We start from the raw sequence: 24,926 nt of genomic DNA on the forward strand, positions 1-24,926 counted from the left end.
CTTCGTCAGGAGAGTCGAGTGATGACGTTGCGGGTGATGGAAGCCACCTGGGGGTCGGTGGCCAGCAGGCGAGCCCAGTCGGTGGTCGCGGCGGTGAAGACCGTGCCGGCCACGGTGTAGAGGCCGAGGGTGGCCGCGCGGGGGCTGGTCGTCGGTTCCCGGGCGGCGAAGTTCCAGTCCGAGGGCAGCGGCGCGATGCCGAGGATCTCGAAGTCCTTCGGCGTACCGTCCTGGCCCGTCGGACGCGGGCGACCGGCCGCGTCGAGCTCGTACGCCGCCCCGTCGCATTCGTAGCCGATGAGAGCACCCTCGCGTCCGAGGACGTCGCCGGTCTTCAATCCGGTGCCTGAGAAGATCCAGTGGTTCCCATCCGTCACGGTGAACCCGAGTGGTGCACGCAGGCCGTCCCAGTGGCCACCGCCGTTGCGGTAACTCACGCCGAGCAGGACGTTCTCGGGCTCCGTCTCCCACCAGTGGTCGGGGCAGCCGTAGGAGCTGTCCGGGTCGGTCCCTGCCGGTGCTCCGGGAGGAAACTTGGCGCAGCTCAGCCCGGCACCGTTCGGGGAGACAGCCACCCGCCACCAGCAGGTGTTGGCACCGAAGTTGGCGATGTTGCCGCCGGCGTCCCGGAAGGCAGTGACGTTCCGGCGGGTGTCGCTGCTCCAGTACTCGTCATGTCCGGCGGAGACCAGGAGGCGGTATCCGTCGTTGAGGTGCCGGCCTTCGTGAAGATCCAGGTCGGTGCAGAAGTCGCTCTCCACCCCGTTCTCCTCCATCCACGCGATGAAGGGGGCGTCCCAGTGCGCGAACGTCTGCCGGGGAGAGGTGGAGTCGTACGGGTCGGGCAGCCCTTTGACTGGGCCTCCGATACCGCATCCGGGGCGGCGCATGGTCACCTGAGAGGCGCTGTACAGGCTGCCGCCGCCGGCCGTGTTATACGCGTGGTAGGTGAAGGTCGGGATCTTGTAGAGGATCTTGCGGCCCGAAGGAGCGGAGGGTGTGACGACCAGCAGGATCCGCGCCTCGCGAGAATCCATCGGCGGCGTGCAGGAGCTCGGCTCCGTGCTCAGGAGCGCGATGTAGACCCCGGACCTCCAGTCGGACGGTACGGGAAACTCATACGCAGGCCACTGCCAGTCTCTGTCGAATGTGCCAGGGGTGGTGGTGCGGCCCGGCCACTCGGCGTGCCCTGCGTGCTGAGGAGTCGCCCCCCAGCGATAGAAGTCGACGCGGAACCGAGGGGCCGATGTGGCGATGTGCAGTCGGAGTACTTCGCCGGCGCGGACGCTCGGGCGAACGGGGTAGCCGTTGATGCTGGTCATTCGCTCTCCCGAGGACGTGCGATGCCAGCGAGGTGATAGGCGTCGATCGGTTCGATGTGGGCTTCCCACCCCAGGTCGTTCAGCTGCGAGGTGAGACTGGGGGCGTCGTGCAGCACCTTCACGGTGAGGTGCTGGGATCCGTCAGCGAGACGACGGCGCACTGTCGGCACCTGTGCCTCGGCGACCGGTTCTTCGAACTCGGCTTTCGCGAGCGAGTCGTCGAGGAAGACCACGCAGCCACCGGGAGCCAGCGCCCACCTCGACAGGGCCCAGAAGGCTTCCATCTCCACGGGCGGAACGTGGCTGAGCCAGAAGGCGAAGAAGACGGTGTCGTACGGGCGGTCCGGCTCCCAGCTGAAGATGTCCGCTTCGATGAAGCGCGTCGCCGTACCCCGCATCCGGGCCCGGGCGATACGGAGCATTTCCGGGGCGGAGTCCAGCGCGGTCAGGGTGCGCGCGCGGCCGACGAGCAGCTGGGTCCACTGACCCGTTCCGCACGCGAACTCAAGGACGTCGCCGCTGATGGGGAGCTCATCAAGGGCTTTCGCGAGCTGGGGCATGGGCAGGCGTTCGTCGTATGCGCTGTCGTACTCGGCGGCCCTTGCTCGGTAGTAAGCGATCTGGCGATGGGACCAGTCGGGTTGGTCCGAGACCTGCTCTGTCGCGTCGTGCACGGTGGCCTCTCATTCCATTGGCGCGGTGCTGTCACGTGGTCAGCCGCTTCGGGCGCACGCATGGCGTGATCGAGATGCGGAAGAACGCGGTCCGATCTCGTGGGGACAATGAGGGTCCGAGGTGGCCGGACAATCACCGCTTCGGGGTGCGTCCATGACACCGGCAGAGCAGGGTGGGGAGTATCACAAGCAGTTGTCGTTGCTGCTCATCGGCTGGCGAGCTGACTTTTCAACATCCGCTTACACATGGGCTCATGAGGGGCAGACTTAGCCTCCGGATCATGACTAGAGATGGGCAGGCGGTAGCACACGTGGGCAGGAACCGTCCGGGGTGGCGGCCGGAGAAGCTGAGGGAGCAACGGGAGGCACACGGCCTGACGCTCGAAGGCGCGGGTGAGCGGCTGCGCGAGGTCGCTGCGGCTGCTGGGCTCGCCGTGCCGGCGGCCAACTTCCAGACGCTGTGGCAACACGAGCAGGGCGAGGTGTATCCCGGACCGCACTACCGCCGCGCCTACTGCCTGCTGTACCGCGCCACCGAGCCCGAGCTTGGATTCCGTGCCCCGCTGCCCGGCGAGGCGACGGAGCTCGCGTTCACTGCGTCCAGCGAGCAGCACAACGGGACTCACGTCCTGGCCGTCGAGCGCGCACTGAGCCAGCTCACGCCCGCGACGGAGCAGGTTGACGGCCTGGGCATACAGCAGCGCATTCTCGATGCCTGGAAGCGTCGACATACCGGTGGTGACCCGAACCGGCCGACGCTGATGATGGTCGGAGGCTATGCAGGAAGCGGTAAGTCGGAGTTCGCCCGCTTCATCTCGCAGCTCACCGGATGGCCGGTGCTCGACAAGGACCCGATCACGAGGCCGCTCGTCGAGCGTCTCCTCGTGGAGATGGGCAGCGACCCCAACGACCGCCACACGGACCTGTACCGGGAGAAGGTGCGCCCACTGGAATACCAGTGCCTCCTGGAAACTGCGTATGCGAACGTCGACTGCGCCATCAGCACCGTCCTCTCGGCGCCGTTCGTCGCTGAGGCGACCGACGAGCGGTGGATGCGGCGCCTGATCAACCGGTGCGAAGCACGCGGGGTCACCGTCGTGGTGGTGTGGGTGCTCTGTGACCTCGACACCATGCACGAGCACATCAGCTTCCGCTCCGCCGCCCGCGACAGCTGGAAGCTGCAGAACTGGGACACGTACGCGGCCACCATCGACCTCGACGTGCGTCCCGTAGTGCCGCACCTGGTCGTCGACAACCGGCTCGGCGCGGCCATATCCCTCACCGACCAGGTACGCCAAGTCTTCGGGACGGTGTTCCAGTGAAGCCCGCCAAGCCCCTCTCCCAGACTCACGGGATCTTGCTGTACGGGCCACCCGCCTCGGGCAAGGACACGGTCACCGCCGCACTCACCGAACTCGACCCCCGATACACCCCTTTCATTCGCCTCAAGATCGGAAGCGGCCGGACGAAGGGCTACCGAATGGGCAGCCAGGAGCAGCTGGCCGAACTGGAGGCACGCGGCGACGTCATCTACCGCAACGACCGGTACGGCAACATCTACGTGGTCGACCGGGCCGGCCTGGAGCACGCAATGGGAGGCGGCATGGTTCCCGTCGTGCACCTCGGCCAGATGGCGGGGATCGAGCAGGTCACCGCCCGTTTTCCGGCGCACTGGACGCGCGTGCTGCTGTGGTGCTCCAAAGACACCACCGCTCGGCGCTCACCCCTGCGAGGCGACACCGACACCCATGCCCGGCTGGTTGCCTGGGACGCCACACAGGCCGACCTTGCAGCCCATCCGCACTCCGAGTGGGAGCTGCGCGTGGATACGGAGGAGACGGCGCCCCCTGAGGCAGCGCAGAGGATCCATGATGTGGTGCGCGCTGCGGGGCGTTCCTCCTGAGAGCCGGACGCAGCAGGTGCCGTGGACGGAAATCGGTCAGCCCACCTGATCCGGATCCTCCTCCACGCGCAGGGCATTCAGGGCTTGGGCGATATCCAGGTTCGTGTCCCTGCTGGCGTCCCATCGGGCGAGCGTTTCAGCGGCGGCGTGCATGAGGGCGTCCGGCAGCCCGGCGTCGGCGAGCAGCGCTGCCGCGTCTTCCAGCTCGGGTCCCCAACGCCAGGCGCGAGCCGCAGTCTTGGGGATGTAGTCGGTCTCCACGAGGTAGCTCCGGGTGCGCTTGGCCGCAATCGTCAGCAGCTCGTCGGAGACGCCGTACGCGTCGGCCGCTCCGTACGCCACGGCAGCCAGGACACGAGAGACCTTCTGGTAGCTGGAGTACGCCAGCTTGAGCGCGGAGGCTTTGCCGATCTCCTCGCCGAGGAACTTCGTTCGCACGGCGGTGTCCGTGAACAGGGCCTCGACCTCGGCGGCTTGCTCTCCTGGGCCGGACAGGTACAGCGTCGGAGACTTCCCGTCGACGGGCGGCGAGCCGACCACGGCGGCGTCGAGAACCACGCTCTGTGGGAGGCATCCGGCGATGCGACGCATGCGCTCCGGCGCGATGGCGTTCGCCTCCAGGTACGTCTTGCCTGCGAAGCCCTGTTCCGAGACCTGCGCTGCGACGTCCTCTGCCGCAGCCGGAGGACACAAGGCCAGGAGGAGATCAGCGCGGGCCACGAGCGAGGGAAGGGTGTCGGCTTCGAGTCCCGCCCGCTCAGCCCGCCGGGCGGAAGCGTTGCTCCGGCCGTGCGGGCACCACAGCACAGTGATGCCGCGGTCACGCAGCTGGGCGCCGAACGCGGCTCCCATGCTGCCGGGGTGCAGCAACCCAACTGTGGCTGTCACGTCGTACTCCTCGTGGCGCTGTCGGACAGGAGCAGTTCAATGGCCGCACGGGTGTGCTGGACCCGGTGATCAGGCTCGGGAAGGTCCCTCGGCCAGGGAGAACCATTGGCGATCCAAATGGTGCTGAGCCCTGCAGCCCGGGCGCCGCCGATGTCGTTGACCGGGTTGTCGCCGATCATCCAGCCGCCCGTGCTCAATGTGGTGCCGCAGCGCGCGGCGGCCTGGGCGAAGTGCTCTTGCTCCGGCTTGCGGGCGCCGACCTCCTCAGAGATGCAGATGCCCTCCACACGGCAGTGAATGCCGGTGGCCCGCAGCTTGGCCGTCTGGATGTCCGTGGCGCCGTTGGTCGCAATGCCGATGCGCCAACCGTGCCTCCGCAGCTCGTCCAAGCCGGTGAGGACGTCGGCTGGGCAGGACACCATAGCGGCGATGTCGGCGCAGTACGACCGCCACAAGTCGTCCGCCGTGCTGGTCAGCCGGTACCGAGTGCGGATCTCCTCGAAGCTCGACGGGTAGGTGCGTTCATGGAGCAGGTCGAGCAGTTCCTGCCGCACTTCCTCACCCAATCGGTGGCGGATGGTGAAGTCCGTGGCCCAGTCCGCGAGCGTGCCGTGCCGGTCCACGAGGGTGTTGTCGAGGTCGAAGAAGACGAGGCGCTGCACACGCCGCACTCTAATGTGGGCAGATCAGTCGCGGGCTTCTCCGGGCAGGGGAAGCGGGCCCAAACTCGCCGCCCTCGCCGTAGACGGTGGCCGCTGACTCCGAGCACAGCGCGGGACGCGCGGCCCTTGCTCGCTCTGTGCGAGCAAGGGCGGCAGAGTCGGTCAGTCGGCCCAATTCGACGAAATAGACGTCGTGGTCGCCGTAGAGGACAGTGACCATCTCGTTGTCGTTGCTCATCGGCGCATGTGCGCGCGGCGGGAACTGGTCCCAATCGATCGGCCGGCCCGGTTGGAGGCGATCCGGGTCGCAGCTGACCGGCGTCTCCCTACCCCAGCAGCTCTGATTGGATCCGGTCCCAGCTCGGTCGCGGGCTGTCGACCGGGTGCACGATGGTGAGCAGGCGGCCTTCGAGGAACACATCGAGCCGGTCGTCCGTCCGAGAGGCTAGTTGGCGGCGCTGAGCCCGGTGGTCCACCGGCACGCGCTCTCCTAGGACACCGAGCAGCACCTCATGGCGTGCTTGGCCGACAGCATCGCCGCGAATCCAACGGCCGCGGACCTCCACGCCAGAGAACGTGCCGAGTGTGTCCTCGCGGCTGAAGGACCGGTTCATCGCCGCCTCGACCACCGGCTCGGCCAGGCTGATCGCTGTCCTGACGTGGGCCCCGGTTACGTCGGCTGAGCCCTCCACATCGGACGGCGCGGAATCAGCCCGAACCCCGAGGGTTCCCTCCGGCTCCAGGTCCTCGCGCCGACGGGGATCAGGCCGGGGAACGCGGAATCGCCAGGGCTGTCCGCTGCCCGGCATGTCGATCCACCCGGTCTTGAGTCCGGCCGTGGCTGGGGCGTCGTCGGGCAGGAAGATGTCGACGTAGATGCCGCCCGTGCCGAGCCAGACCCAGCTCATGAAGTAGGCGTGATCACCGTGGTCGACGGACCACTGCGCGAGCTTCTCCAAGCGCGCCTTCTGCGCCTGGGTACCTTTGCCAGCCGGGAACATCTGCTTGTGATCGCGACGCCGACCCCGCGCCTCCCCAGCAAGCGGACCGGTCGCCAGGTCATACAGCAGGTCGGGCCGCACACCCTTCTTCGCGTAGGTCCCGACAAGTTTCCCGGGCAGGACGTCGAAGCTGCTGAGCCCGTTAGCCCCGGGCTTCCAGTCGAAGAGGGCCTCGCTGGCAGCGGTCATCACCCCGAGCCCGGTGCACTCGCTGACGAAGCGTCGGATATGACCGGAGCTGGAGTCGAGGGCGGGGCAGTCGACCCCGAGCGAACCAGCGCCCGGGCTGCCGGCGATGTAGCTGAGGAGGAGGCTGATTTCGTGGTCGCGCACACGCTGGTCGACCGTCTTGCGCAAGTCGCAGGCAAGGGCGTTGATGTTGACCACTGCGGCCAACGACACCGGCAGAGGGCCTTGCCCGATCTCGACAGCCTGGACGGCCTCAGCGCCAGCCTTTCCCTTCTCGACCGTGAAGCGCCACACCCGGGCGCGCACCGAACTCATGCGGGAAGCCTACGGCCGCTCTCCGACAAGAACCATGAAACGAACGAGGGCCGACGGCAAGCTGTCGGCCCTCTGGTCAGCTATCCCACAGCACAGCGCGCCCTGCAGCTCATCAGCCGCCGAGAGTCCCCATGCACGTCATGCACCGGCTCGTCGCCCGCAGCTGCGGGTTTCCTCCAGTGGCGATGGCTGGGCTGCTTTCGCTGATGCGGTCCCAATCTCCGGGGGACGGATCGAGGATCCAACCCCACTTCGGAGGCCGCACCTCGTCTTCTGTCATGTGATCGCAGGCGCCTGGAACGTGCGCCTTACCATTCTGTTTGATCAAGATGGCGTTGCCGGGGAACCGCCGCCACTCCTGTCGAACACGCCTTTCCTCCGGGTGTGCCTTGGGGACGCTGCCATCAGGAGGGCAGGCGCACCCCATGCCGATGATGTTGTCGCATCGCTCGCAGCGCACCTCTTTCATGTGTACAAGTGTCCCATCCGCGAGTGCGCAGCTCACGGGTAACGGCATGGCCGCGGTGTCCGTTGCGGCGACACCGAGAGATCACCGCTATTCGACTGGGTTGGATGGCAAAGCGGTTGGCTTCGCTGACAACAGACAAGTTCGCCGGGGGCAGACAGGAAAGACCCCCTGAAAGGCTGGTGCACGGGCGGCAAGCCATGTCAACGTACAACGCCCTGCTGGACACCACCCCCGAGCCCACGGAGGCGCCCCTGCATCCGCACCACCCCAGCGAACCCTCCCGCCTTGACTCGCCTGACCCGGTGTACTGGGTCACCCCGCGCCACTTGGCCGGAGACGACCACGCGCTCGCCGAGCGGATCGGCGACACCTTGGCGGATCTGGGCTGGCGCATGTGGCCCACCGCCCGCCACACCCTGCTGTACCTGAGCCCCAACGGGTTGTGCGGCGCTGAATGGGTCCTCGCGGCCTACCCGTTCGAGCTGGGTGGGCTGCCGGTGGCCTGGCAGTTGAGCACCCGCGCGCATGCCGCGTCCGTGATGGCGGAGTGGAACGCGTACTTCACCGCCGGCGTTCCGTACGAGGCGCTCGCCGATCTCCTCGTGGAGATCGACAGCCGTAAGACGCCCGACGTCGGCTTCGCAGGGCCCGAGACCGTCCTCAACGCGCTCTGTGCCCGCGGCTGGATCCGCGACCTGGACTGCCCCCGCACAACCGCCACGGACCCCGGGTTCTCCGCCTGCGTCTCCCTGGAGATGCTGCCGCCGCTCATCGAGGATGCCGACCCGCGCCCCGACCTGGTGGGCTGGCAGGCGTGGGCGGATCCCGTTCCCGGCGCCCCGTACCTGTGGTGCGCCAGCTTCAGCGCCAGCGTCCCCCATGACCTGGTCGCCGCGTTCGCCTCCTCTCTCGCCTCGCCGGTTCCGGTGCCCCGCCGCACCGTGCCCGAGAGCGCCGAGGGCCGGCTCACCGTCGTTCGCCGCAGCTGACGGCCCCTGCCCCGTTGGAGCCGCTGGTGTACGGCTCGTCGCCAGTCTCACCGAGCAGAGGCACGTTTCCCGTGCCCGCCAGATGACAGAGAGGAAGAGACCTTGTTCTTTCGACGCGCTCGCGAGGACCGCGCATTCCGTGAGGCCCAGCGTGCGGGCTTCGCGCTGCTACGGCAACTACAGGCCACGCAGCCGTGGCCCGCTGCATCCGAGTCGACTGCATCGGCTCCGGCTGCAGGGGAAGCGGTGGTGCCCGACTTCCTGCCGCCGGACCTGCGGGTGCCGTCCCGGCAGGAGGTGGCCGGGGTGATGATGCGCTGGCAGCAGCCGCTCGTCATCGGTGGCGAGGTCCGTACATGCCCCGGATGCGGCATGTACCGGGACTGGATCATCTTCTGCCTGCGCGACGACTCGATATGGCTGCGTTGCAGGGCTGGCCACGAGACGAAGGAGCCCGGCCTGGATGCGGCCTGGTTCAACCGCCACTCCGGTCTCGTTGACCGGTTCCACCCCACCCTCGAAGAGGGCCTGCGCCACCTCGGCCACTGAACCCCCGAAACCCTCGATCCCTTCGCATTGCCGGCGCCCGGAGGACCGGCCTGGTCAACCTGTCCGCTTCGCAGACCACCAAGGGGTTCGCATGCGCCTTCGCACCACGACCGTCCTCAGCCTCAGCGTCCTCATCGTCCTTGCCCTGGCGGGCTGTTCGACGGACAGTGCAGACTCATTCGACCCGACACCCTCGGCGACCGTCTCGGTGCGCCCGGACGGCAAGAGTCCGGCGTCCGCTCCGCTGTCTTCCGCCGCACTGGCCAAGCGGCTCCTGGACGAGAGTGATCTGGGCGAGGGCTACACCCGCACGCCGCAGCGCCCCGCGCAGCACGATGACGTCACGGTCCTCGGCTGTCCGGCGTTGGAGAAGCTCGGCAGCGAGACCGCGATCGGCGGCAGCTTCGACTTCCCGAACAAGGCGAAGGCGTCCTTCACCTATGCCGACGGCAGCGACTCCGAGGTGGGCGAGGAGTTGTACAGCGACACCGAGGACAAGCTCTCCCGGAGCGTGGATCGGGTCTTCGAGGCGATGACGTCCTGCCCCACCTACCAGGTCCTCACCGGCAGTACGGCCGTCACGGTCACGACTCAGAAGGTGCTCGTCGCCCGGCTGGGAGACGAGCAGTGGAGCCAACTGCTGACCTTCGCCGCCGGCGGGCGGAGCAGCATCGTCAAGCAAACGGCCGTCCGCACGGGGACGGTGGTCGTCGTGGTCTCCGGCAGCCCCGGCCTTGTCGATGCCCACGTGCGCGAGGCGGTCGCCAAGGCCACGGTGGTCAGGTCTGCGGGGTGAACAGGCAGCCGCTTCAGTCCTGCCGCAACGGCGGCCCACTGGGTGGGCCGCCGTTGGTGTGTGTCCAGTCAGTTGTCTTCGTGCTCGGCGAGGTATTCGAGGCCGGTTCGTGCGGCGACGATCTTGACTAGGCGCTCGTATTCCGCGTAGTCCTCGTCGGTCATGGTGGCGTAGATGTTGCTGCAGGAGCCATCGGGGAGTTGGTCGACGTACTTCATGAATAGATTGACGAGGGCCTTCTGCATCGCGTGGGTTTCCCGCGCCCACTCGTTCTCAAGCCGTCGCTGCCCGTTCGCGGCGGTTATCTTTGCCGGGGTGGCGGTGCAGATCAGGTCGTGTTCGGCGGTGGTGAATGGGGTCCCATTGCGGCGATACAGGAGCGATGGGTCATCGGGGCGCGTGCTGTCCACTTCGGTGAGGAGGACGACGACGTTGGGGCGGACGGAGAGCTGGGGCATGGGCGGTTCCTTGTGTGGTGTCGTGTGATCGGTGTCGGTGAGGGTGGCGGCCGGGCGTAGGGGTGTTCAGCGCCGCCGCGTCTGGGGTTCCTGCGGGCGCGGAGCGGCGGGGTGTGCTGCGGCGTGGCTGATGTTGGCTGCCTGGGCTCGTGGGCCGGGTGCGTGGCGTTCGCCGAGGCGGCGGATGCGCCAGGTCAGTGCTCGTGCGGGGCTGTGGGCGTCGTCGAGCGTGCGCTGGTTGAGGGCCTGGTCGAGGACCGTGGTCGCGTTGTGGCCGGCTGCTTCCGCCTCGGCGAGCACGGCGGCGAGGGCCTCCCAGGCGGGGTCGGCCAGGATGCGTTCGGCGTGTTCGGGGACCGTCTGCTGGAGGTGGTGGGCGTAGCGGCGCTGGGTCTGTGGGCTGGGTGCCCTGCTGGCGAGGCCGGCCAGGACCGGTCCGGTGATCTGGACGTACGCGGCCTGCAAGTGGATGAGGGTCTGCTCGGCTGCTGCCTGCTGTTGGGCGTGCTGGCGGGTGCGGTGCCAGTGCATCGCGTAGGCGACCGCGGTGAGCGCGACGTCCAGCAGCATCGCCAGCCCGGCACCGTCCCCATGCCGTGCGGGGTCCTTCCAGATCGCCTGGACGCTGCGGCGCAGGACGCGGGCGCTGGCGTGGTCGGCGGCGATGCGGGAGCGGGTGGCGCGCTCGAAGGCGACGGCGGCGTGTTCGAGTTCTGCACGCGCTGCGGGCGGGGCGGTGAGCGGGAGCAGGTCGAGTGCTCCGCTGAGTGCGGCCAGCTGGCCCTGGGCCACTTGGTCGTCGCTGCGGGTGAGGTGGTGGGGGATGCGTTCGGTGGCGGCGGTGGCCTGGTGCCAGGGGTTGCCCGGCCGGACGGCCACGGGTTCGGGGCTGGTGGTGGTGAGGCGTTGGCGGATCTTGGGCAGGGAGAGGTCGGCGGCGAGGGTGGAGCCTGCGTAGAAGACGGGCTCGCCCTTGTCGGTGGTGTCGCCGGGCAGGGCGAAGTTGCAGCCGAGGGCGTCGCCGGACGGGCCGCACTTCAGGCGCACGGTCACGCCGGTCGCCTCCAGTAGGGCGAAGAACTCTGCCTCGGTGGAGGCGGCGGCCATCGCACGGCGCACGCGCAGGCGAAGGATCTCGCGGGAGGTGGCGTCTTGGCCCAGGCGCTTGGCCTTGAAGTGCTCCTTGCTGGTGGGGCGTTTGGCGGCGGTGCCGTCGCCCGGCTTCAACCGCCTGAGCCCGTAGTCGATTTCGATCTGACGGGCTTCCCTCTGCACGGCGCGGATGTCGTAGTCGCGTCGGGGGCGGCGGCCGTCCTGGCGGACGAGGGTGGCGGCGATGTGGATGTGGTCGTCGGCGTGGCGGACGGCCACCCAGCGGCAGGCTTCATCGTCGCCTTCGAGGGCGATGCCGGCGGCGGCCACGATCCGGCGGGCGATGTCGGCCCATTGGGCGTCGGTGAGGATCGGGTCTTCGGGTGCGGCACGGACGGGGCAGTGCCAGACGGTGTACTTGGGTGCCTTGTCGCCCAGCATCTTCACGGGCTGGTCGAGCTGCGCGGCGAGCTGGGCCTCCACTTCCTTCGGGTCGCGGTGCGGGCTGCGGCCCGGGTCGGGGGCGAAGCCGTTCCAGGAGGCCACCAGGTGCGGGTCGATGTGCTCGTTGGCCCGGCCCTTGCCGAAGAGGTAGCCGATCGTGCGGCGCGTGGCCTGTGGCCCCTTGCCGAGGATGATCTTCGGTATCAAGAGCTCACCGCGCCTCTGTGATCTGGGCTACGGCGGTGTCCAGGCCGGCGATGGATGCCTCGACGCTCTCCAGGAGCCGTTGGACGGTGTCGGGGTGGGGCCAGGCGCCGTCCTGGTTGAGGTGGCGAGCGAGCTGGTTGAGGTTGCTGCCGATCTTGCCTAGCTGCCCGTTGGCGGCCATCAGCGCCTTCACCATGGCGCGGTAGTCGGCGACGGCCGCAGTGGGGTCGTCGGCGCGGGCGGCGGCGAGCGCGCACTCGGCGACGTAGCCGCCGGGCTTCATGCGGCTCAGGGCAGCGGCTTTCTGGACGAGGTCGAACTCGTTGTCGTTGTAACGAGGATGGACACGGCGCTCGCGCAGCTGCTTGTCACGCAGACGGCGACGTGACGCAGACTGGAGCGGCACGTTCGGAGACGACTCGGTACCCCCTGTCCCGGTCGGCCCCCCTGGGCCGGCCGACTCCGGCGCCCCTGCGCCGGTTGCCCCCGCCTCCCCCGGGGCGGGGGCCGGGTAAGGAGTCCTTACCGGACAACTTGCTGCGCTGTTCAGGCCCGTGGCTATCTCCTTCTGCGGGGTGGGGGGTTCGTGGTTCGGGTCGTGCATGGGTCGGTTCTCCGTGGGGTGTTGGTTCCGGGGGCTTCGCTGTGGGCGGCACCCATGTCCGCGTTTGTCTGCCCGGGACACGGCGTGAGCCGGAGGGGGTGCGGCGATCGGTGCGCTTGCGGGGGTCAGACGGAGCCGACGGGGGCTGCGTCGAGGTTCGTCTGCCGCTGGGAGGCGACTTCGTCGAGTCCCTCGAGAGACTCGGCCTCGAAGCCGTCGTACGCCATGGGCTCGGCCTGGCCGGTGCGCTCGTCCTGCAGCTGGTCGCGCAGGGCGCGGGCGCGCTGCTGGCCGATCCGTAGTTCGCTGCGCAGACGCTCGGCGGTCAGCCGGTCGTCGCTCCAGTCGGCGGTCAGGAGTCGGGCCTCGTCGAGGATTTCGGCGTCGGTGCGGGTACGTCCGGCGGTCGACTTGGCGGTGGCGCGGACCCGACCGGTCGACCGACGCGGGGCGGATCCGGTCGACTCCACCGCGGTGGCCGGCCGGGGCGGTCGGGTAGCGGGGGCCGACTCGTCGGCCTCGGTCGGCCTCGTCACGGGTGCCTCGGCGGCCTTCACGGGGGTCGACTCGGTCGGCTGCTCTGGGGCCGATTCGTCCTGGTCAGACCTCGACCGTCCGGCCTGCTCGTCAGCTACCTGAGTAGCCGACTCGGCAGGGGCTACGGCGGCAGAGTCAGCCGACTCGGGGTTGTGGTGCAGCACCTTCGCCACGAGGTCCGACCCGAAGTAGATCGACCCGACCGGGAGCGAGGTCGCCAGCAGTACGAGGGCCCAGTTCGCAGGTTCCCAGTCGGCCAGTCGGCCCCACTGCGACGTGGTGTGCAGGGCCGGAATGAGGCCGTGCACGTAGTTCAGCAGGAGGCTGGCGATCGTGTAGGTGGCCAGGACCCGCAGGGCGAACTTCCGGTCGTTACCGGTCAGCGCGAGCGTGGCGACCAGCGCGAGGGCCATCAGCCCGTCGACGACGATTGGGTAGAGCAGAGCGGCGGTGGGGTCGGCGCCGATGGCGCGGGCTATGTCGGACAGCGCGTTCCACGAGACCCGGAAGGCCATGAGGACGACGGCCACCAGGCCGATGACGAGGGTGATGCGTCCGTTGCGGCGCAGGCGACGCCCCCCGGCGGGTGCGAGTACTCGGCGGCCGGGGCGAGCGGGAGCAGGGCGATGCCGGCGCGGCTGCCGAGTACGTCGGCCAGGGTTATCGGGAGTGGGCGAGTGCAAGGCGAAGGACTCCAGGGCGGTGCGGTGGGGCCTGTGGTGCAGGGAGGGGGAGCGTTCACGGAGGGGGCGTTCACGCGGGCCCCCTCCTAAAGGGGGCCCCGCGCGTGATCGCTTGGCCGCGTGTACGGCGTGGACGCTCGCGTGATCGTTCTACCTGCGGTTTTGCGGTGAGCGTGGACGCTGTGAGCGGTTCACGGCGGGGTTTTCGCGTGAGGGCCGCGTGTACGGTCGCGTGATCGCTTCGCGCCGGTACCGGTGCGGGTCAGCCGACGGCGGTGAGGTGGCGTGCGGAGGCGTAGTAGCGGGTCTGCTGTCCGCCTCCGGCTCCTCCGGCGATGCCGTCGGCCTTGGTCGCCAGGCCGCTGTCGACGAGGCGGGCGAGGTGGCGGCGTGCCTTCTCCACGTCGGCGCGCTCGGGGTCGCCGCCGCCGATCAGGATGGCCGCCAAGTCGCGGGCGGTCAGCCCGCTGGGGGCGTTGCGCAGCAGGACGGCGGGGTCCTTGCTGGGGTCGACCGTGGTGGTGCCGCGCACGTGGTCGTGAGTGACGTCGAGCGGGCCGATCTCCCCGGTGGGGGTCTTGAGGTGGTGCAGTGTGACTGCGGGGTCGCCTGCCCGGCCGGTGATGAAGAGGACGCTGCCCGCACCGGCGGTGATCCAGGTGGAGCCGTAGACCTGGTCCAGGGCGGGGCGCTGGCCGCGCGGGGCGTCGGCGGTGGCCTTGCGCTGGTGGTGCAGCTCCAGGATCTCCACGCCGCCTCGCAGGGCGCGCATGCGGGCGTTGTGGAAGGCGACCGCGAGGCTGTCGTCGACCATCGTGCTGACCGCGTCCTTGAGGCTGTCGATCACGATGGTGTCGGCGCGATGGGCGGCGGCGAGGTCGGCGAGAAGGTCGGGCTCCTTGTCGAGGGTGGCGGGCAGCGGGCCCTCCCAGACCACGAGCCGCTCGCGCAGGATCTTCTCGTCGGTGGGGAAGACGCGGCGGTCCATCGCCCTGGCGATCTGCCTGGGCCGGTCCATGGCCAGGTAGAGCACCCGCCTGCTGGGGGCGACCGGCATCTCCAGGACCGTCTCCGACAGGCCGAGGCGGGCGAAGACCACCTGGTGGGCCAGGGTGGTCTTGCCGACCCCCGGTGCGCCGACGATCATCAGGCTCTCGCCTGGCGCCCAGACGGTCTTCTCGCGGGTGCCCCACAAAGGTTCGGCGTCCGCGCCGGTCTCCTTGACGAAGGACCACCCGTCGGTGGCGAAGCGGTTCAGCCGTCCCTGGCCTGAGGCGAGTGCCCGCTCGCGCTCGGCCCGCATCTCCGCTTCGACCTCGCTGCGTATCGCCTCGGGGTCGGCGCCCGGCTCCTGGGCGCGCTGGACGGTGCGTATCGCGGAGGCGAGCAGGCGGCGCAGGTTGGCCTTTTCGCGGATGATCTCCGCGTGGTGCTCCGCGCTGCCCGTGCCGTAGTGCACGTCGGCGAGCTGGTGCAGGTAGGGACGGCCACCGACGCGCTCCAGGTCGCCCTGCTGCTGGAGCAGCTCGGTCAGGACGATCGGGTCGGTCGGCTTGTCCTCACGGTGCTGGGCAAGCAGCGCACGCCAGATGGTCTCGTGCGCCGGCCGGTAGAACGCGCCCTCGCCCAGAACCGGCCGGACCGCGTCGATGATGTCACCGTTATGCATGCAGGCGCCGAGGACCGCGCGCTCGGCGTCCACGTTGTACGGAGGCTCCGCCGCGTCCAGCGCCGGCGCGGGGCCTTCCCCGAAGCGGGATGGCGTATTCGGTTGGGGATCGGCCATACTGGGCATCAGCTCCTCTGCTCGCGGGCCATATGGGACGGCAATCCCGGACTCCGCGGGTCGATCGCTAGGGATGGCGGTTGAGAGGTTTGCGCTTGAGCCCCCGGCATCGCCGGGGGCTTCATTCATGTGACGTGCGGTCGCGCGGACTCCTCGGGTTGGCGTGGTGGGGACCACCAGTATGCCATATGAATTGCAGATCGCAGAAGTGTTCTGCATCTCGCAGGAAGCATGCTACTGTTATGGGGTCACTGCGATTGGCAGGAGGCTGCTACGAACGGAAGGAGGTGGGCAATGGTCGATGAAGGCCCCCAGCAGGGCGTCTTGCTCAGCGGCGAGGGCAACGTCGCAGTGCGCATCAAGCTGGAGCGCGAGGCGCGCGGCTGGAGCACCAACGCCCTGTCCGACCGCCTGAACGAGGCCGGCTTCGAGATGAACCCGTCCGCGGTCTGGCGCATCGAGAACGGCAAACGCCGCATCAACCTCGACGAGGCCATTGGCTTCGCCGAGGTCTTCGGCATCGACCTACGCAACCTAGTAGGACCCCCACAGCTCGCCGCCCAGGCCCGCGCCATGGAACTCATCGACGCCGTCGTGGACTCGTTCCGCGAGACCCAGCGGGCCAACGCCGCCTACACCAAGGCGCGCGACGACCTGGACGCGTACCTCGCCGAGCACCCGGACATCCGTGAGGAGGCAGAAGCGATGGTCTCCAATGCCATGGCCGAGGCGTCCACCAAGCATCTGCTGGAGACGTACGGACCGCCGCCCGGCGAGCATCGCGATGCCGATGCCGAAGACGAGGTGTAACCGCCGGCTCTCACTCCCGTCCTGGACCCGCAAACCCCCAGTACGGGCATCTCACCCTCATCCCTAGCGATCGACCGGCAGGCCGGTGTTGCCGCACCCACGCCTGCCAGAAGAGGACTCACCCCTTGCCCCAACCCGCAATACCCCCTGCCGCCCGCCGCACCGACTCCGCACGCCGAGGCCGCCTTCCCGCGCCTCTACTCCCCGAGGAAGTCGCCGCCGTCCTCGGCTGCTCCGCCTGGTGGGTGAAGGACCGCGCCCGCCGACGGCTCATCCCGTTCACCCGCGTCGGACGCGCCTACCGCTTCTCGGACGATCACCTCGCCGAGATCATCCGCATGCACGAAGAGCGCCCGGCCCGGAACCCGCAGCGCCCCAGCGGCATGGCCGCGTCCGCGGCCGACTGATCCGCTGGCTCGGCGACTACTTTCCGGCGGCCAAAGACCCCAACACGGTGACGAATAGCCGCCTGCCGCTGGCGCCTCGGTGCTGCGAACACCGAGCGCCCTCCCCTGCGGCACATCCTCACGCGCGTCTGCGCAACCGCCCAACCACCCACCACCACGACCGGTCCGCTCGGAGTTGGCGCTCCGTCCGCGACCAGGTGTGAGGAGCCCTCTTGCCTCAGTTCCCCCTGCCCGTCACCCAGATCGCCCAGCTGCTCGGCGTCCCCGAGGACGCCCTGCGCGCCCTGATGGCCGAGAGAGGTGACGAACCCGGCGACCCCACCCTCGTCGGGCTCACCGTCGAGGAGGCCGCCCGCCGGCTCGGCATCGGCCGGACGAAGATGTACGAGTACGTCTCCTCCGGGGAGATACGTTCCGCCAAGATCGGCAGCCTGCGCCGCATACCCGCTGAGGCACTCGGCGAATTCCTAGCCCGCCGCTACCGGGCCACGGACTTCGACACCGCGGCCTGAGGCGGGCACGCATGGCAAAGCCCAAGAAGCCCAGCGCATCCCGCCAGCCCAACGGCGCCTCCTCGATCTTCCTCGGGAAGGACGGCCGCTGGCACGGCTATGTCACCGTCGGCGTCAAGGACGACGGCACCCCTGACCGCCGCCACATCAGCCGCAAGACTCGTCCCGAGGTCACCAAACTCGTGCGCGAGTTGGAGAAGCAGCGCGACTCCACTGGCGTCCGCAAGGCCGGTCAGACCTGGACGGTTGCGACTTGGCTGACCCACTGGGTCGAGAACATCGCCGCGCCCAGCGTCAGCGAGAACACCATCGACGGATACCGTGTGGCGGTCTACCACCACCTCATCCCCGGTCTGGGCGCCCACCGCCTGGAGAAACTGGAGCCCGAGCACCTGGAGCGCTTCTACCGGAAGATGCAGGCCAACGGCAGCGCCGCCGGCACCGTCCACCAGGCGCACCGCACGATCCGCACCGCGCTCAACGAAGCCGTGCGCCGACGCCACCTCACCATCAACCCGGCCTCCATCGCCAAGGCCCCCAAGGTCGAAGAGGAGGAGGTCGAGCCGTACACGGTCGAGGAGGTCCAGCGCCTCCTTCTCGAGGCAGGCAAGCACCGCAACACCGCCCGCTGGGTCATCGCACTCGCGCTCGGCCTGCGCCAGGGCGAGGTTCTTGGCCTGAAGTGGGAGGACGTCGACTTCGAGAACGGAATAATCCTCGTACGCCGAGGGCGCCTGCGGCCCCGCTACAAGCACGGCTGCGGCGACAAGTGCGGACGGAACAAGCCCGGCTACTGCCCGCAAAAGATCAATATCCGGCGTGAAACGAAGGACACCAAGACCCGCGCCGGCAAGCGTCCGATCGGCATGCCCGAGGAGCTGCTGAAGCTGCTACGTCGGCACAAGGAGGCACAAGACCGCGAGCGGATGCTTGCCCGTGACCTGTGGGAGGAGAAGGGGTACGTGTTCACCTCGCCGATCGGCGAGCCGCTCAACCCCAACACGGACTTCCACAGGTGGAAGGACCTGTTGAAGGCGGCGAACGTCCGCGACGGGCGCCTCCACGACGCCCGTCACACAGCCGCCACTGTGCTTCTCATCCTCGGCGTCCCCGAAGCGGTCGTCGACAGGATCATGGGCTGGGAGCCCGGAAAGTCCGCCCGGATGCGTCGCCGCTACCAGCACCTCACCGGCCAGGTGCTCCAGCAGACGGCAGCGAAGGTCGGCGCCCTGATCTGGGGCTCAACACCGCACCAGTTCCCGTCGACACCTGGAGGTCCCATGCCGGGTTTGAGTCAGGGCCCCGTACCAGCAGGGCCGGATGTGTACGTGGCCTGTCTCGGCGAGCGGTATGTTCCGTTCCTGCACAACGAGCATGCCCAGGCCGTGGTCTCCCAGTGGGGCGCCGATCACCCTGGCAAGCCTGCGCATGTGGAAATGTGGGACCGGCCGCAGTGGGAGCACGAGGGCCCTGGCAGCGTGCAAGCTATCCGCGACCGCATGCCGGACCGCCGGATTGTCCACCATGCCCACGCCCTGTTCCTGCCCGGTGGGGAGCGGCTCAACGTCGGCCACGATGAGCAATGGTCCACGCCAGCCTGGGAGTTCGAGACCGACCTCTACACGGACCTGCCGGTGCGCTGGCACACCACCCGTCGGCCTGGCCAGGAGGTCGAGGCCCAGGTCCGGGGCACGGATCGCGAGGCTGTGACCACAGCGTTCGCCGATGCTTGTGCACAGGCTGTGGATAGGGCCAGGAACCCCGAGAAGTACGGGGACGCCTACGTGCATTAGCGAAATGCGGCCTTAGAAGCCGGGCGACGAGTGTCCGTCGCCCGGCTTCATGGCGTTCAACCTACTGGCCGAAGCCCTTCAGGAACTCCCAGGACCCTTGCGCGTCCTCGACGTCCTGCTCGCCCACAAGGAGGTACTTCCAGGTGATATCGACGTCTGGTGAGGAGTTCGCGGTGTTGGCCCACCTCCGGGCTGCCTTTCGCTTGCCAACCACCTCGGCAGAGGTCATGTCCTTGTCTGCCTTCGTCTCAACCAGCCAGCCGATGCGCTGCCCGTCCACCTTTTCGATGACGACGAAGTCAGGGTTGTACTCTCGCCCCTCTGAGGTCCATTTGATGGGCACATCGTTGATGTGCAGACGCGCCCACACGACAACGTTCTTGCCGCTGTCGATAGCGTTGGCTGCCTTGAACTCCGGCGCGGTGTCAAACCAGGCGTGGCTGTAGAGGTTCTTGCTCCAGCCGTTGAAGGCAATCGCCTTGTCGAACGAACCGTCGGCGTGGCCGGCCACCTGGCGCTTACGCGTCTCGCGAGTCTTGGTGAGCGCGACGAGCTGCACGTCGTCGTCATAGGTGACCTGGGCCTGGGTTACATCTCGGAGGGTTTTGGCCACCTCGGTGGCGAGACGCTGGCCACACCGGTCGACGAAGGCGGAGAGATGGTCGGCTGCCTTCTCCCCCATCGCCTCAATGAGGCGGTCGACGATCCGTTGGGCAGCTCCAAGCTCCAATGCACGGTTCGGCACGCCCTTGACGGACATGACTCGGCGAACGAGCGCCTCACGCGTAACCGAGAGAGGGATGTCGAGCGGCAACGCGGAAACTATTTTGTCGTTAGCCGTCTCGGTCGCTGTCATGACCTTGCGGCCGTCGTGACTGGCGACGATCTTCGTCCGCTTCAACTCATCGGAATAGTCGGCGGTGAGGGTGCGGCCGAGCCGCTCAAACGGGCCATAGTCGACGATGTCGTTAAGGCTGACCTGGACGAACTGCGGCACTGAGATCAACTTAGGGATCAGGATAGGTTCTCGATCAGGCAGCGGGTCGTAGTGGACCACCGTGGAGGTCTTCTTGGCAGCCTCCGCTGCCTCGCGCGTACGGGTTTCCACGTCCACAACCCCGCGCCCATCGGGGGCAGCCGGCGTGGGGCCTCCTGGAGTGACTCCCGAGGTCAATCCCTGCCCAGTAGCCGGCGCACCGCTCTGGCTGATGTTGCCTCCCTCTGGCTGGCTGGTATCGCCGGCCTGAGGTCGACCACCTCCGGGAAGACCGATGACCTCCCCATCACTCTCGACAGTCTTCTGGCGGACCACGGAGCTGCCATCGGCGAGGCGCCGTACTTCTGCGTAGGTGCTGTAGTCGATGAAAGCCTCGTTGAGGACCTTCCGCTTCTCCAGTAGCTCGCTGTACTTCTCATGGGCCAGGATTTCGAGCGTGTCGAGGATCTCGACATCCGTGTACTTGCCGAACGGGAGCCGCATACCGCGGCCGAGGGTCTGTTCGGTCATGACTTCCGAGACAGAAGCCCGCATGGAGGCGATCACGTAGACGTTCTTGACGTCCCAGCCTTCCTTCAGCATTCCGACGCTGATGATGATGCGGACCGGCGAGTCAGGATTCTCGACGGCTTGAAGATCAGCCAGGGCCTTCTCTTTGGCATCGCCGGTCAACTTCGAGTGAATCAGGAGCGTCTTTCCAACCCACGCACCTCCATCAAAGCTGCCCGAGTCGAGGACGGCCTGAAATTCTTCGGCCTCCTCAATGTTCCGGGCGATGACCAGCATTACCGGCTTCACCGGGGGCAGACCATTCTCGTCGCAGTAGGCGTCGACGGCTTGGCCCTTGTAGCGCAGCAGATTGACGCCGTCGAGCAGCTTCGTCTCGACGTCAGAGCGGTCGTCACGGCGAGCCACCATCACGGGGGTCTTCACGAGCTTGTCCGCGATAGCGGCGGCTAGCGGGTAACGGAATGCAACGAGGGACTCGTCCGCTCTTACGGGCGTAGCAGTCATACCGACTACGAGCTCGGGCTTCAAGTCCCGGATGGTTCGGGAGAAAGCCGGTCCTCGATAGCAGTGGTGCTCGTCCGCCAGAATGACGAGGTCATCGAGCCGCGCAAGGTGGTCGAAGAAGGACATGCCCAAGTTTTCCAGGGGCACGTGTGTAGTACGCCCCTCGCCTGTAGCTGACGTCAGGGCCTGAACCGTGAAAATGTACAGCTTCGTGACCGTCGGATCATCGATCGCGACTCGGGTGGACTGCGCGTTGAAGTTGTCGGCCGTGATGACGTACGGGGCGGATCGCAGCATATGCCGCAGCGACTTTGAATTGCCGGCGGTGAAGTTGAGGATCGACTTGTCTCGGATTGTCCGTCCGGGCGCCAACAGCAGGAAGTTGCGTACCGGCGTCGCAGCTCCGGCCAGGTACTCCATCAGTCCGGCCATGACGTAGGTCTTTCCCACGCCGGTGGCCGAGTCCACGATGCACTCGTACGGCTCAGTCTTCTCCTGCACGTCGTAGTGGTCGGACGTGCGGAGAATCACCGACTCGATGGCCTTGCGGTTCGGCTCACGCAGGTCGAGACGGTGGGCAACCTCGGCCAGGAGGTCGGACTGGAACTGCAACTCCCCCATCAGGCGGTCTCCCTTTCAGTCGCGGCGTCAACGGTGGCGGTCTCAGCCGGTTCATCTGTGGCCCGGGGTGATGGCACCACGGAGCGACCTGCGCCAAACGGAGACTTGCGGGCTGACTTGCGCCGGTAGTTATCAAGAACCTTGTCGGGAATAAGTTCGAGCCGGGAACCGCGGCGGGCCTGCTTCAGCGCCTCGGCGGCACCGTCCTGGATTTGAGTGGCCCACACTTCCACGACCTCGTCCTCTGCGAGCCTGTCGACGATGGACGCGACGGTGCCCGTGCCGACCATGCCGTCGATGACGACGTAACGGGAGCGGCCCTGCTTGGCTGCGAAGATGCCGTCGGGCTTGTAAGGGACGGACAGCTGGGCGCACATCGCCTCGGCCAGTGCGCCTTGGACGGCCCAGTCGGCCAAGAGGACCATGCCACTCATCTCCACGAACATGGACTCGCCGACCTGGAGATGCGTGAAGCTTCCTCCGCCGTGCCAGTTGACGTTCTTGACGTTCTTGGTCTTGGTGGCTGCCTTGAGGGCTTTGATAGTGGCGGCGTCGAGCTCCGGCCCGACAGCCTTGGTCACCTTGGTGAGCAGCCGGTTGAACTCGTGTGCCTCGTCCGGCGTCATTCCATCGGGAAGACCGCGATCGCCGTCCTCATCGTCGCCAACTGCCGAGACTCGCTCGGTGACGGCGGTGATGCCCCCGGCGTCCTGGCCGTTGAGGACCTTGGTGAGCCGGGGCAGCGCATAACGAGCCACCGTGTCGGGCAGCAGTTCGCTGGTCACCCATCGGCGGCCCATCTTGTGGGCGACAGCCGCAGTAGTACCTGAACCGGCGAAACAATCCAGGACGATGTCGCCGGGGTTCGAGGCGATGTGGATGATGCGGGCCAACAACGCTTCCGGTTTCGGCGTCGCGAACGGGTGCTCGTCGGGGAACAGAGCCTTGATCTCGATCTTCCCGCGAAGGTTTCCTCCCACCTCACTTCCCAGCCAGAGCGTTTCGGGAACGCGACCGTTGTCCTCCAGGTGCTTCTTGCGCTGGATGCGTTCCCGGAGGCCCAGCATGACGATCTCAGGCCAGTGACCAGCGTCGTAGCGGGCTTGGGCGAGCTTAGCCGCCTCGTCCACAGGCACCGACAGCATCATGGCCGGCACGCCTGCCCTGACCTTGTCAGGCGTTGTTCCACAGATACGTGCTCGCTCCGCCTCGTCGCCGATGTCACGCAGCTCGTACGGCGCGTACTCCGACATCTGCTCCAGCATCCACGACTGGGCCTTTCCCCAGCAGCGGCCCGCGCCCGGGTACATCAGTGTGCCGGTGACGGGGTGCTGGATCGCATACACCATCGATTGGTGCGTAGCAGCGTTGGCTGCAGTTGCGTCTCCGTCTCGCCACGGCACGGGGTCCCCGTCACGCGACTGGTAGCGGCTCGTGTTCGACGCGGCGAGCCTGGGCATTCTGTTTGGGGCCCAGGACTCGGACTTCCGATAGACCAGGATCGTGTCCTGGGAAGTCGAAAGCAGTTTGGAGTCGTTCCGGGGCGAGTCCGCCTTCTGCCAGGCGACCTCGGCGACGAAGTTACGCTCCCCCAGCTCTTCGTCCAGAACAACGCGGCACCTATGCGACTCGACGTGGTCGAGGTGCACCCACACCGACCCATCGTCCGCCAGCAATGGCCTGATCTGGCGGATCCGGTCCCGCAGGAGGGTAAGCCAGATTGAGTGCTCGATGTTGTCTTCGTAGTGCGTGAACGCCTGACCAGTATTGAAGGGCGGGTCGATATAGACCAGCTTGACCCGACCTAGGTACTTCTCGGCGTATGCCGGAATCTTGGCGAGCGCGTCGAGTACGTGCATCGCATCGCCGGTGATGAGGAGGTTGTCGTGAGTCGGCGCCGGCAGGTCTGCCGGACGGCCTTCGAGTGTCGGTGCCTCGACTCGATCAACCTCGTGGAGGAGCCGGACCTCGGAGACCCGGTAGTCCGACGGGTCGACGAACGTGTAGTCGTACCTGCCGTCTCCGGTCGACAGGAGCGTCTTGTCTTTGTCGGTCCAGGTGAGTTCGAGGCGCCCCTGGTGTCGGGGCGTCGAGTTCGAGGTCATGCAGCGTTCCCTTGCAGGTTGAAGGTGACGCAGCCTATTTTGTCGCACTCATACCGCACCGGTATGCGAATCCTCCTGGACAGATCCAGCCACGTGCGTCACGCACGCCGCAGAGGCTGCCTGCAAGAGTGCTTGAGACGAACCGTCGCAGCGCCACTGCCGCGGGCCGCAGTGCGCCCCCTGTACCCGGTGATTGGGCCGGATCCAGGGGGCGCTGACAGACGATGGAAGTGACCGTGGCCTGGAGTCAGGCAGACCGTCTCTCTGGCTGTTGAGCGGCGGTCTCCCCTGTCATGCAGCCAGCGGCGGTGCTTCCTCCGCCTGAGTGGGGGGCGCGAGGAGGGGGAAGGCGCAGTCCTCTGGGCGCCGGCCCATCCGCTGCACAGTGACCGCCGCGAGCAGCGCTATGCCCGGTCCGGTCACCTGCGAGCGTTCCATCCCCACGTAGAAGATCCCGTTCTCGTCGGGCTCTACATCCACGCGGTCGAGACTGACCGACAACGCAGCACAGTACCCCCACAGGTCCGCTCGCAGCCCACTGGGGATGTCCGTGCGGACCCAGACAAGAGGATGCAGCTCTCCCTCGTCGTCGTAGCCGATCGCGACCGTGGCCCCCACGCCCTCGGGAAGTGGATAGACCTCCTCCGGCATGTCCTCGGCCGTGCCGGCGAGTGCATCGGTGACCAGCGTACGCAGTGCCGCGATCACTTCTTCGTCGCTGCGCCAGCCATGCAGTGGCGCGTAGGCGGATCCTTCGTAGAGGTCGTGCACATCCGTCGTCTGCTTCGGGCGCACGTCGGGTGGATCGTCTGCCGGACCATCCTTCGGGTCGCCCTCCCCCAGGAAGGTCTCGGCCGGGTCGACCTCCTCCAGGAAGGTTTCGGCGAAGGTCACCCCGTCCTCCGAGTCCACTGTGATGGCAGCCCATCCGTGACTGATGTGCTCACAGAAGAGCCGCCGGATGTAGTGCTCCCTCGCCTTCTCAGACAGTCCGGGGACTGTGATGAGAGCGATCCGGCCGCGGAGGGCGATGAGCCATGCCTGGTGGTCGTCGGTCAGCTCTTTCTCGGAGAACGTCACGCCCAGGGCGTTCCCCAGG

Annotated in this window: 21 protein-coding genes and 1 pseudogene; 9 read left to right on the forward strand and 13 right to left on the reverse strand. The window is 67.7% G+C overall.

From position 1 onward, the window contains the following. Positions 1 to 5: 5 nt before the first annotated feature. Entirely contained in the window at positions 6 to 1,313 is a 1,308-nt protein-coding gene (locus MTR79_RS32520; protein WP_348538765.1) for a N,N-dimethylformamidase beta subunit family domain-containing protein, read from the reverse strand. Positions 1,314 to 1,318: 5 nt separating this feature from the next. Continuing rightward, positions 1,319 to 1,996 carry a class I SAM-dependent methyltransferase gene (locus tag MTR79_RS32525; RefSeq protein WP_244792854.1) on the reverse strand — a complete coding sequence of 226 codons (678 nt, stop codon included), beginning with the start codon at positions 1,994 to 1,996 and terminating at the stop codon, positions 1,319 to 1,321. Positions 1,997 to 2,277: 281 nt separating this feature from the next. Here MTR79_RS32525 and MTR79_RS32530 point away from each other — a divergent pair, with 281 nt between their 5' ends. Both MTR79_RS32530 and MTR79_RS32535 read left to right on the forward strand, forming a co-directional pair. Beyond that, complete coding sequence (locus tag MTR79_RS32530) at positions 2,278 to 3,318, forward strand: AAA family ATPase (protein ID WP_244793355.1); 1,041 nt, start codon at positions 2,278 to 2,280, stop codon at positions 3,316 to 3,318. Then, positions 3,315 to 3,899 (forward strand): guanylate kinase, encoded by a 585-nt coding sequence (locus MTR79_RS32535; protein WP_244792856.1) that lies wholly within the window; start codon positions 3,315 to 3,317, stop codon positions 3,897 to 3,899. The genes MTR79_RS32530 and MTR79_RS32535 overlap by 4 nt, the downstream gene beginning before the upstream one ends. Positions 3,900 to 3,935: 36 nt before the next feature. On the opposite strand, the gene MTR79_RS32540 is transcribed toward MTR79_RS32535, so the two are convergent. The 3 genes from MTR79_RS32540 to MTR79_RS32550 all read right to left on the reverse strand — a co-directional run bounded on the left by MTR79_RS32540 (position 3,936) and on the right by MTR79_RS32550 (position 6,954). Then, positions 3,936 to 4,787 carry an NAD(P)-dependent oxidoreductase gene (locus MTR79_RS32540; protein WP_244792858.1) on the reverse strand — a complete coding sequence of 284 codons (852 nt, stop codon included), beginning with the start codon at positions 4,785 to 4,787 and terminating at the stop codon, positions 3,936 to 3,938. Then, positions 4,784 to 5,449, reverse strand: a complete 666-nt coding sequence (locus MTR79_RS32545) for an HAD family hydrolase (RefSeq protein ID WP_244792860.1) — start codon at positions 5,447 to 5,449, stop codon at positions 4,784 to 4,786. Before MTR79_RS32545 ends, MTR79_RS32540 begins: the two co-directional genes overlap by 4 nt. A 326-nt stretch (positions 5,450 to 5,775) precedes the next feature. Continuing rightward, the gene (locus MTR79_RS32550) at positions 5,776 to 6,954 is read right to left on the reverse strand and encodes a hypothetical protein (protein WP_244792862.1); all 1,179 of its coding nucleotides are present in this window, start codon (positions 6,952 to 6,954) and stop codon (positions 5,776 to 5,778) included. Positions 6,955 to 7,725: 771 nt separating this feature from the next. Here MTR79_RS32550 and MTR79_RS32555 point away from each other — a divergent pair. The 3 genes from MTR79_RS32555 (at position 7,726) to MTR79_RS32565 (ending at position 9,757) form a co-directional block, all read left to right on the forward strand. Continuing rightward, positions 7,726 to 8,412: a DUF317 domain-containing protein gene (locus MTR79_RS32555; RefSeq protein WP_244793370.1), complete on the forward strand. Its 687-nt coding sequence runs from the start codon at positions 7,726 to 7,728 to the stop codon at positions 8,410 to 8,412. A 249-nt stretch (positions 8,413 to 8,661) separates the two neighbouring features. Continuing rightward, entirely contained in the window at positions 8,662 to 8,961 is a 300-nt protein-coding gene (locus tag MTR79_RS32560; RefSeq protein ID WP_244792864.1) for a hypothetical protein, read from the forward strand. Between the two features lie 91 nt (positions 8,962 to 9,052). Beyond that, a complete protein-coding gene (locus tag MTR79_RS32565) occupies positions 9,053 to 9,757 on the forward strand; it encodes a hypothetical protein (RefSeq protein WP_244792866.1) in 705 nt (234 codons plus the stop codon). A 68-nt stretch (positions 9,758 to 9,825) separates the two neighbouring features. Here the strand turns inward: MTR79_RS32565 and MTR79_RS32570 are convergent, their stop codons facing one another. From MTR79_RS32570 to MTR79_RS32590, 5 genes are all read right to left on the reverse strand, one after another. Further along, positions 9,826 to 10,215, reverse strand: a complete 390-nt coding sequence (locus MTR79_RS32570) for a hypothetical protein (protein WP_244792868.1) — start codon at positions 10,213 to 10,215, stop codon at positions 9,826 to 9,828. Between the two features lie 66 nt (positions 10,216 to 10,281). After that, positions 10,282 to 11,958, reverse strand: coding sequence for a relaxase/mobilization nuclease domain-containing protein (locus MTR79_RS32575; protein ID WP_244792870.1), 1,677 nt, complete (start codon positions 11,956 to 11,958; stop codon positions 10,282 to 10,284). 4 nt (positions 11,959 to 11,962) lie between these two features. Continuing rightward, positions 11,963 to 12,364 (reverse strand): plasmid mobilization relaxosome protein MobC, encoded by a 402-nt coding sequence (mobC, locus tag MTR79_RS32580; RefSeq protein WP_244792872.1) that lies wholly within the window; start codon positions 12,362 to 12,364, stop codon positions 11,963 to 11,965. A gap of 323 nt (positions 12,365 to 12,687) precedes the next feature. Further along, positions 12,688 to 13,668, reverse strand: a complete 981-nt coding sequence (locus MTR79_RS32585) for a DUF2637 domain-containing protein (RefSeq protein WP_280518395.1) — start codon at positions 13,666 to 13,668, stop codon at positions 12,688 to 12,690. 376 nt (positions 13,669 to 14,044) lie between these two features. Beyond that, on the reverse strand, positions 14,045 to 15,568 hold the full coding sequence (locus tag MTR79_RS32590) for a DnaB-like helicase N-terminal domain-containing protein (RefSeq protein ID WP_244792874.1): 1,524 nt from the start codon (positions 15,566 to 15,568) through the stop codon (positions 14,045 to 14,047). Positions 15,569 to 15,862: 294 nt separating this feature from the next. On the opposite strand from MTR79_RS32590, the gene MTR79_RS32595 reads away from it, so the two are divergent. The 4 genes and pseudogenes from MTR79_RS32595 to MTR79_RS32610 all read left to right on the forward strand — a co-directional run bounded on the left by MTR79_RS32595 (position 15,863) and on the right by MTR79_RS32610 (position 19,090). Next, the gene (locus MTR79_RS32595) at positions 15,863 to 16,378 is read left to right on the forward strand and encodes a helix-turn-helix domain-containing protein (protein ID WP_244792876.1); all 516 of its coding nucleotides are present in this window, start codon (positions 15,863 to 15,865) and stop codon (positions 16,376 to 16,378) included. Positions 16,379 to 16,503: 125 nt separating this feature from the next. Then, positions 16,504 to 16,737, forward strand: a pseudogene (locus MTR79_RS32600) (helix-turn-helix domain-containing protein); the annotation flags it as partial. A 260-nt stretch (positions 16,738 to 16,997) separates the two neighbouring features. Continuing rightward, positions 16,998 to 17,297 (forward strand): helix-turn-helix domain-containing protein, encoded by a 300-nt coding sequence (locus MTR79_RS32605; RefSeq protein ID WP_244792878.1) that lies wholly within the window; start codon positions 16,998 to 17,000, stop codon positions 17,295 to 17,297. Positions 17,298 to 17,308: 11 nt separating this feature from the next. Continuing rightward, entirely contained in the window at positions 17,309 to 19,090 is a 1,782-nt protein-coding gene (locus tag MTR79_RS32610) for a site-specific integrase (RefSeq protein WP_244792880.1), read from the forward strand. Positions 19,091 to 19,151: 61 nt separating this feature from the next. Here MTR79_RS32610 and MTR79_RS32615 read toward each other — a convergent pair whose 3' ends face one another. From MTR79_RS32615 to MTR79_RS32625, 3 genes are all read right to left on the reverse strand, one after another. Continuing rightward, complete coding sequence (locus tag MTR79_RS32615; protein ID WP_244792883.1) at positions 19,152 to 21,722, reverse strand: DEAD/DEAH box helicase family protein; 2,571 nt, start codon at positions 21,720 to 21,722, stop codon at positions 19,152 to 19,154. Then, positions 21,722 to 23,827, reverse strand: a complete 2,106-nt coding sequence (locus MTR79_RS32620; RefSeq protein WP_244792885.1) for a site-specific DNA-methyltransferase — start codon at positions 23,825 to 23,827, stop codon at positions 21,722 to 21,724. The genes MTR79_RS32615 and MTR79_RS32620 overlap by 1 nt, the downstream gene beginning before the upstream one ends. 291 nt (positions 23,828 to 24,118) lie before the next feature. Next, entirely contained in the window at positions 24,119 to 24,907 is a 789-nt protein-coding gene (locus MTR79_RS32625; RefSeq protein ID WP_244792887.1) for a hypothetical protein, read from the reverse strand. Positions 24,908 to 24,926: the final 19 nt, after the last annotated feature.

Origin of the sequence: Streptomyces sp. BJ20, assembly GCF_022869105.1 — a bacterium.
GTDB lineage: Bacteria > Actinomycetota > Actinomycetes > Streptomycetales > Streptomycetaceae > Streptomyces > Streptomyces griseoincarnatus.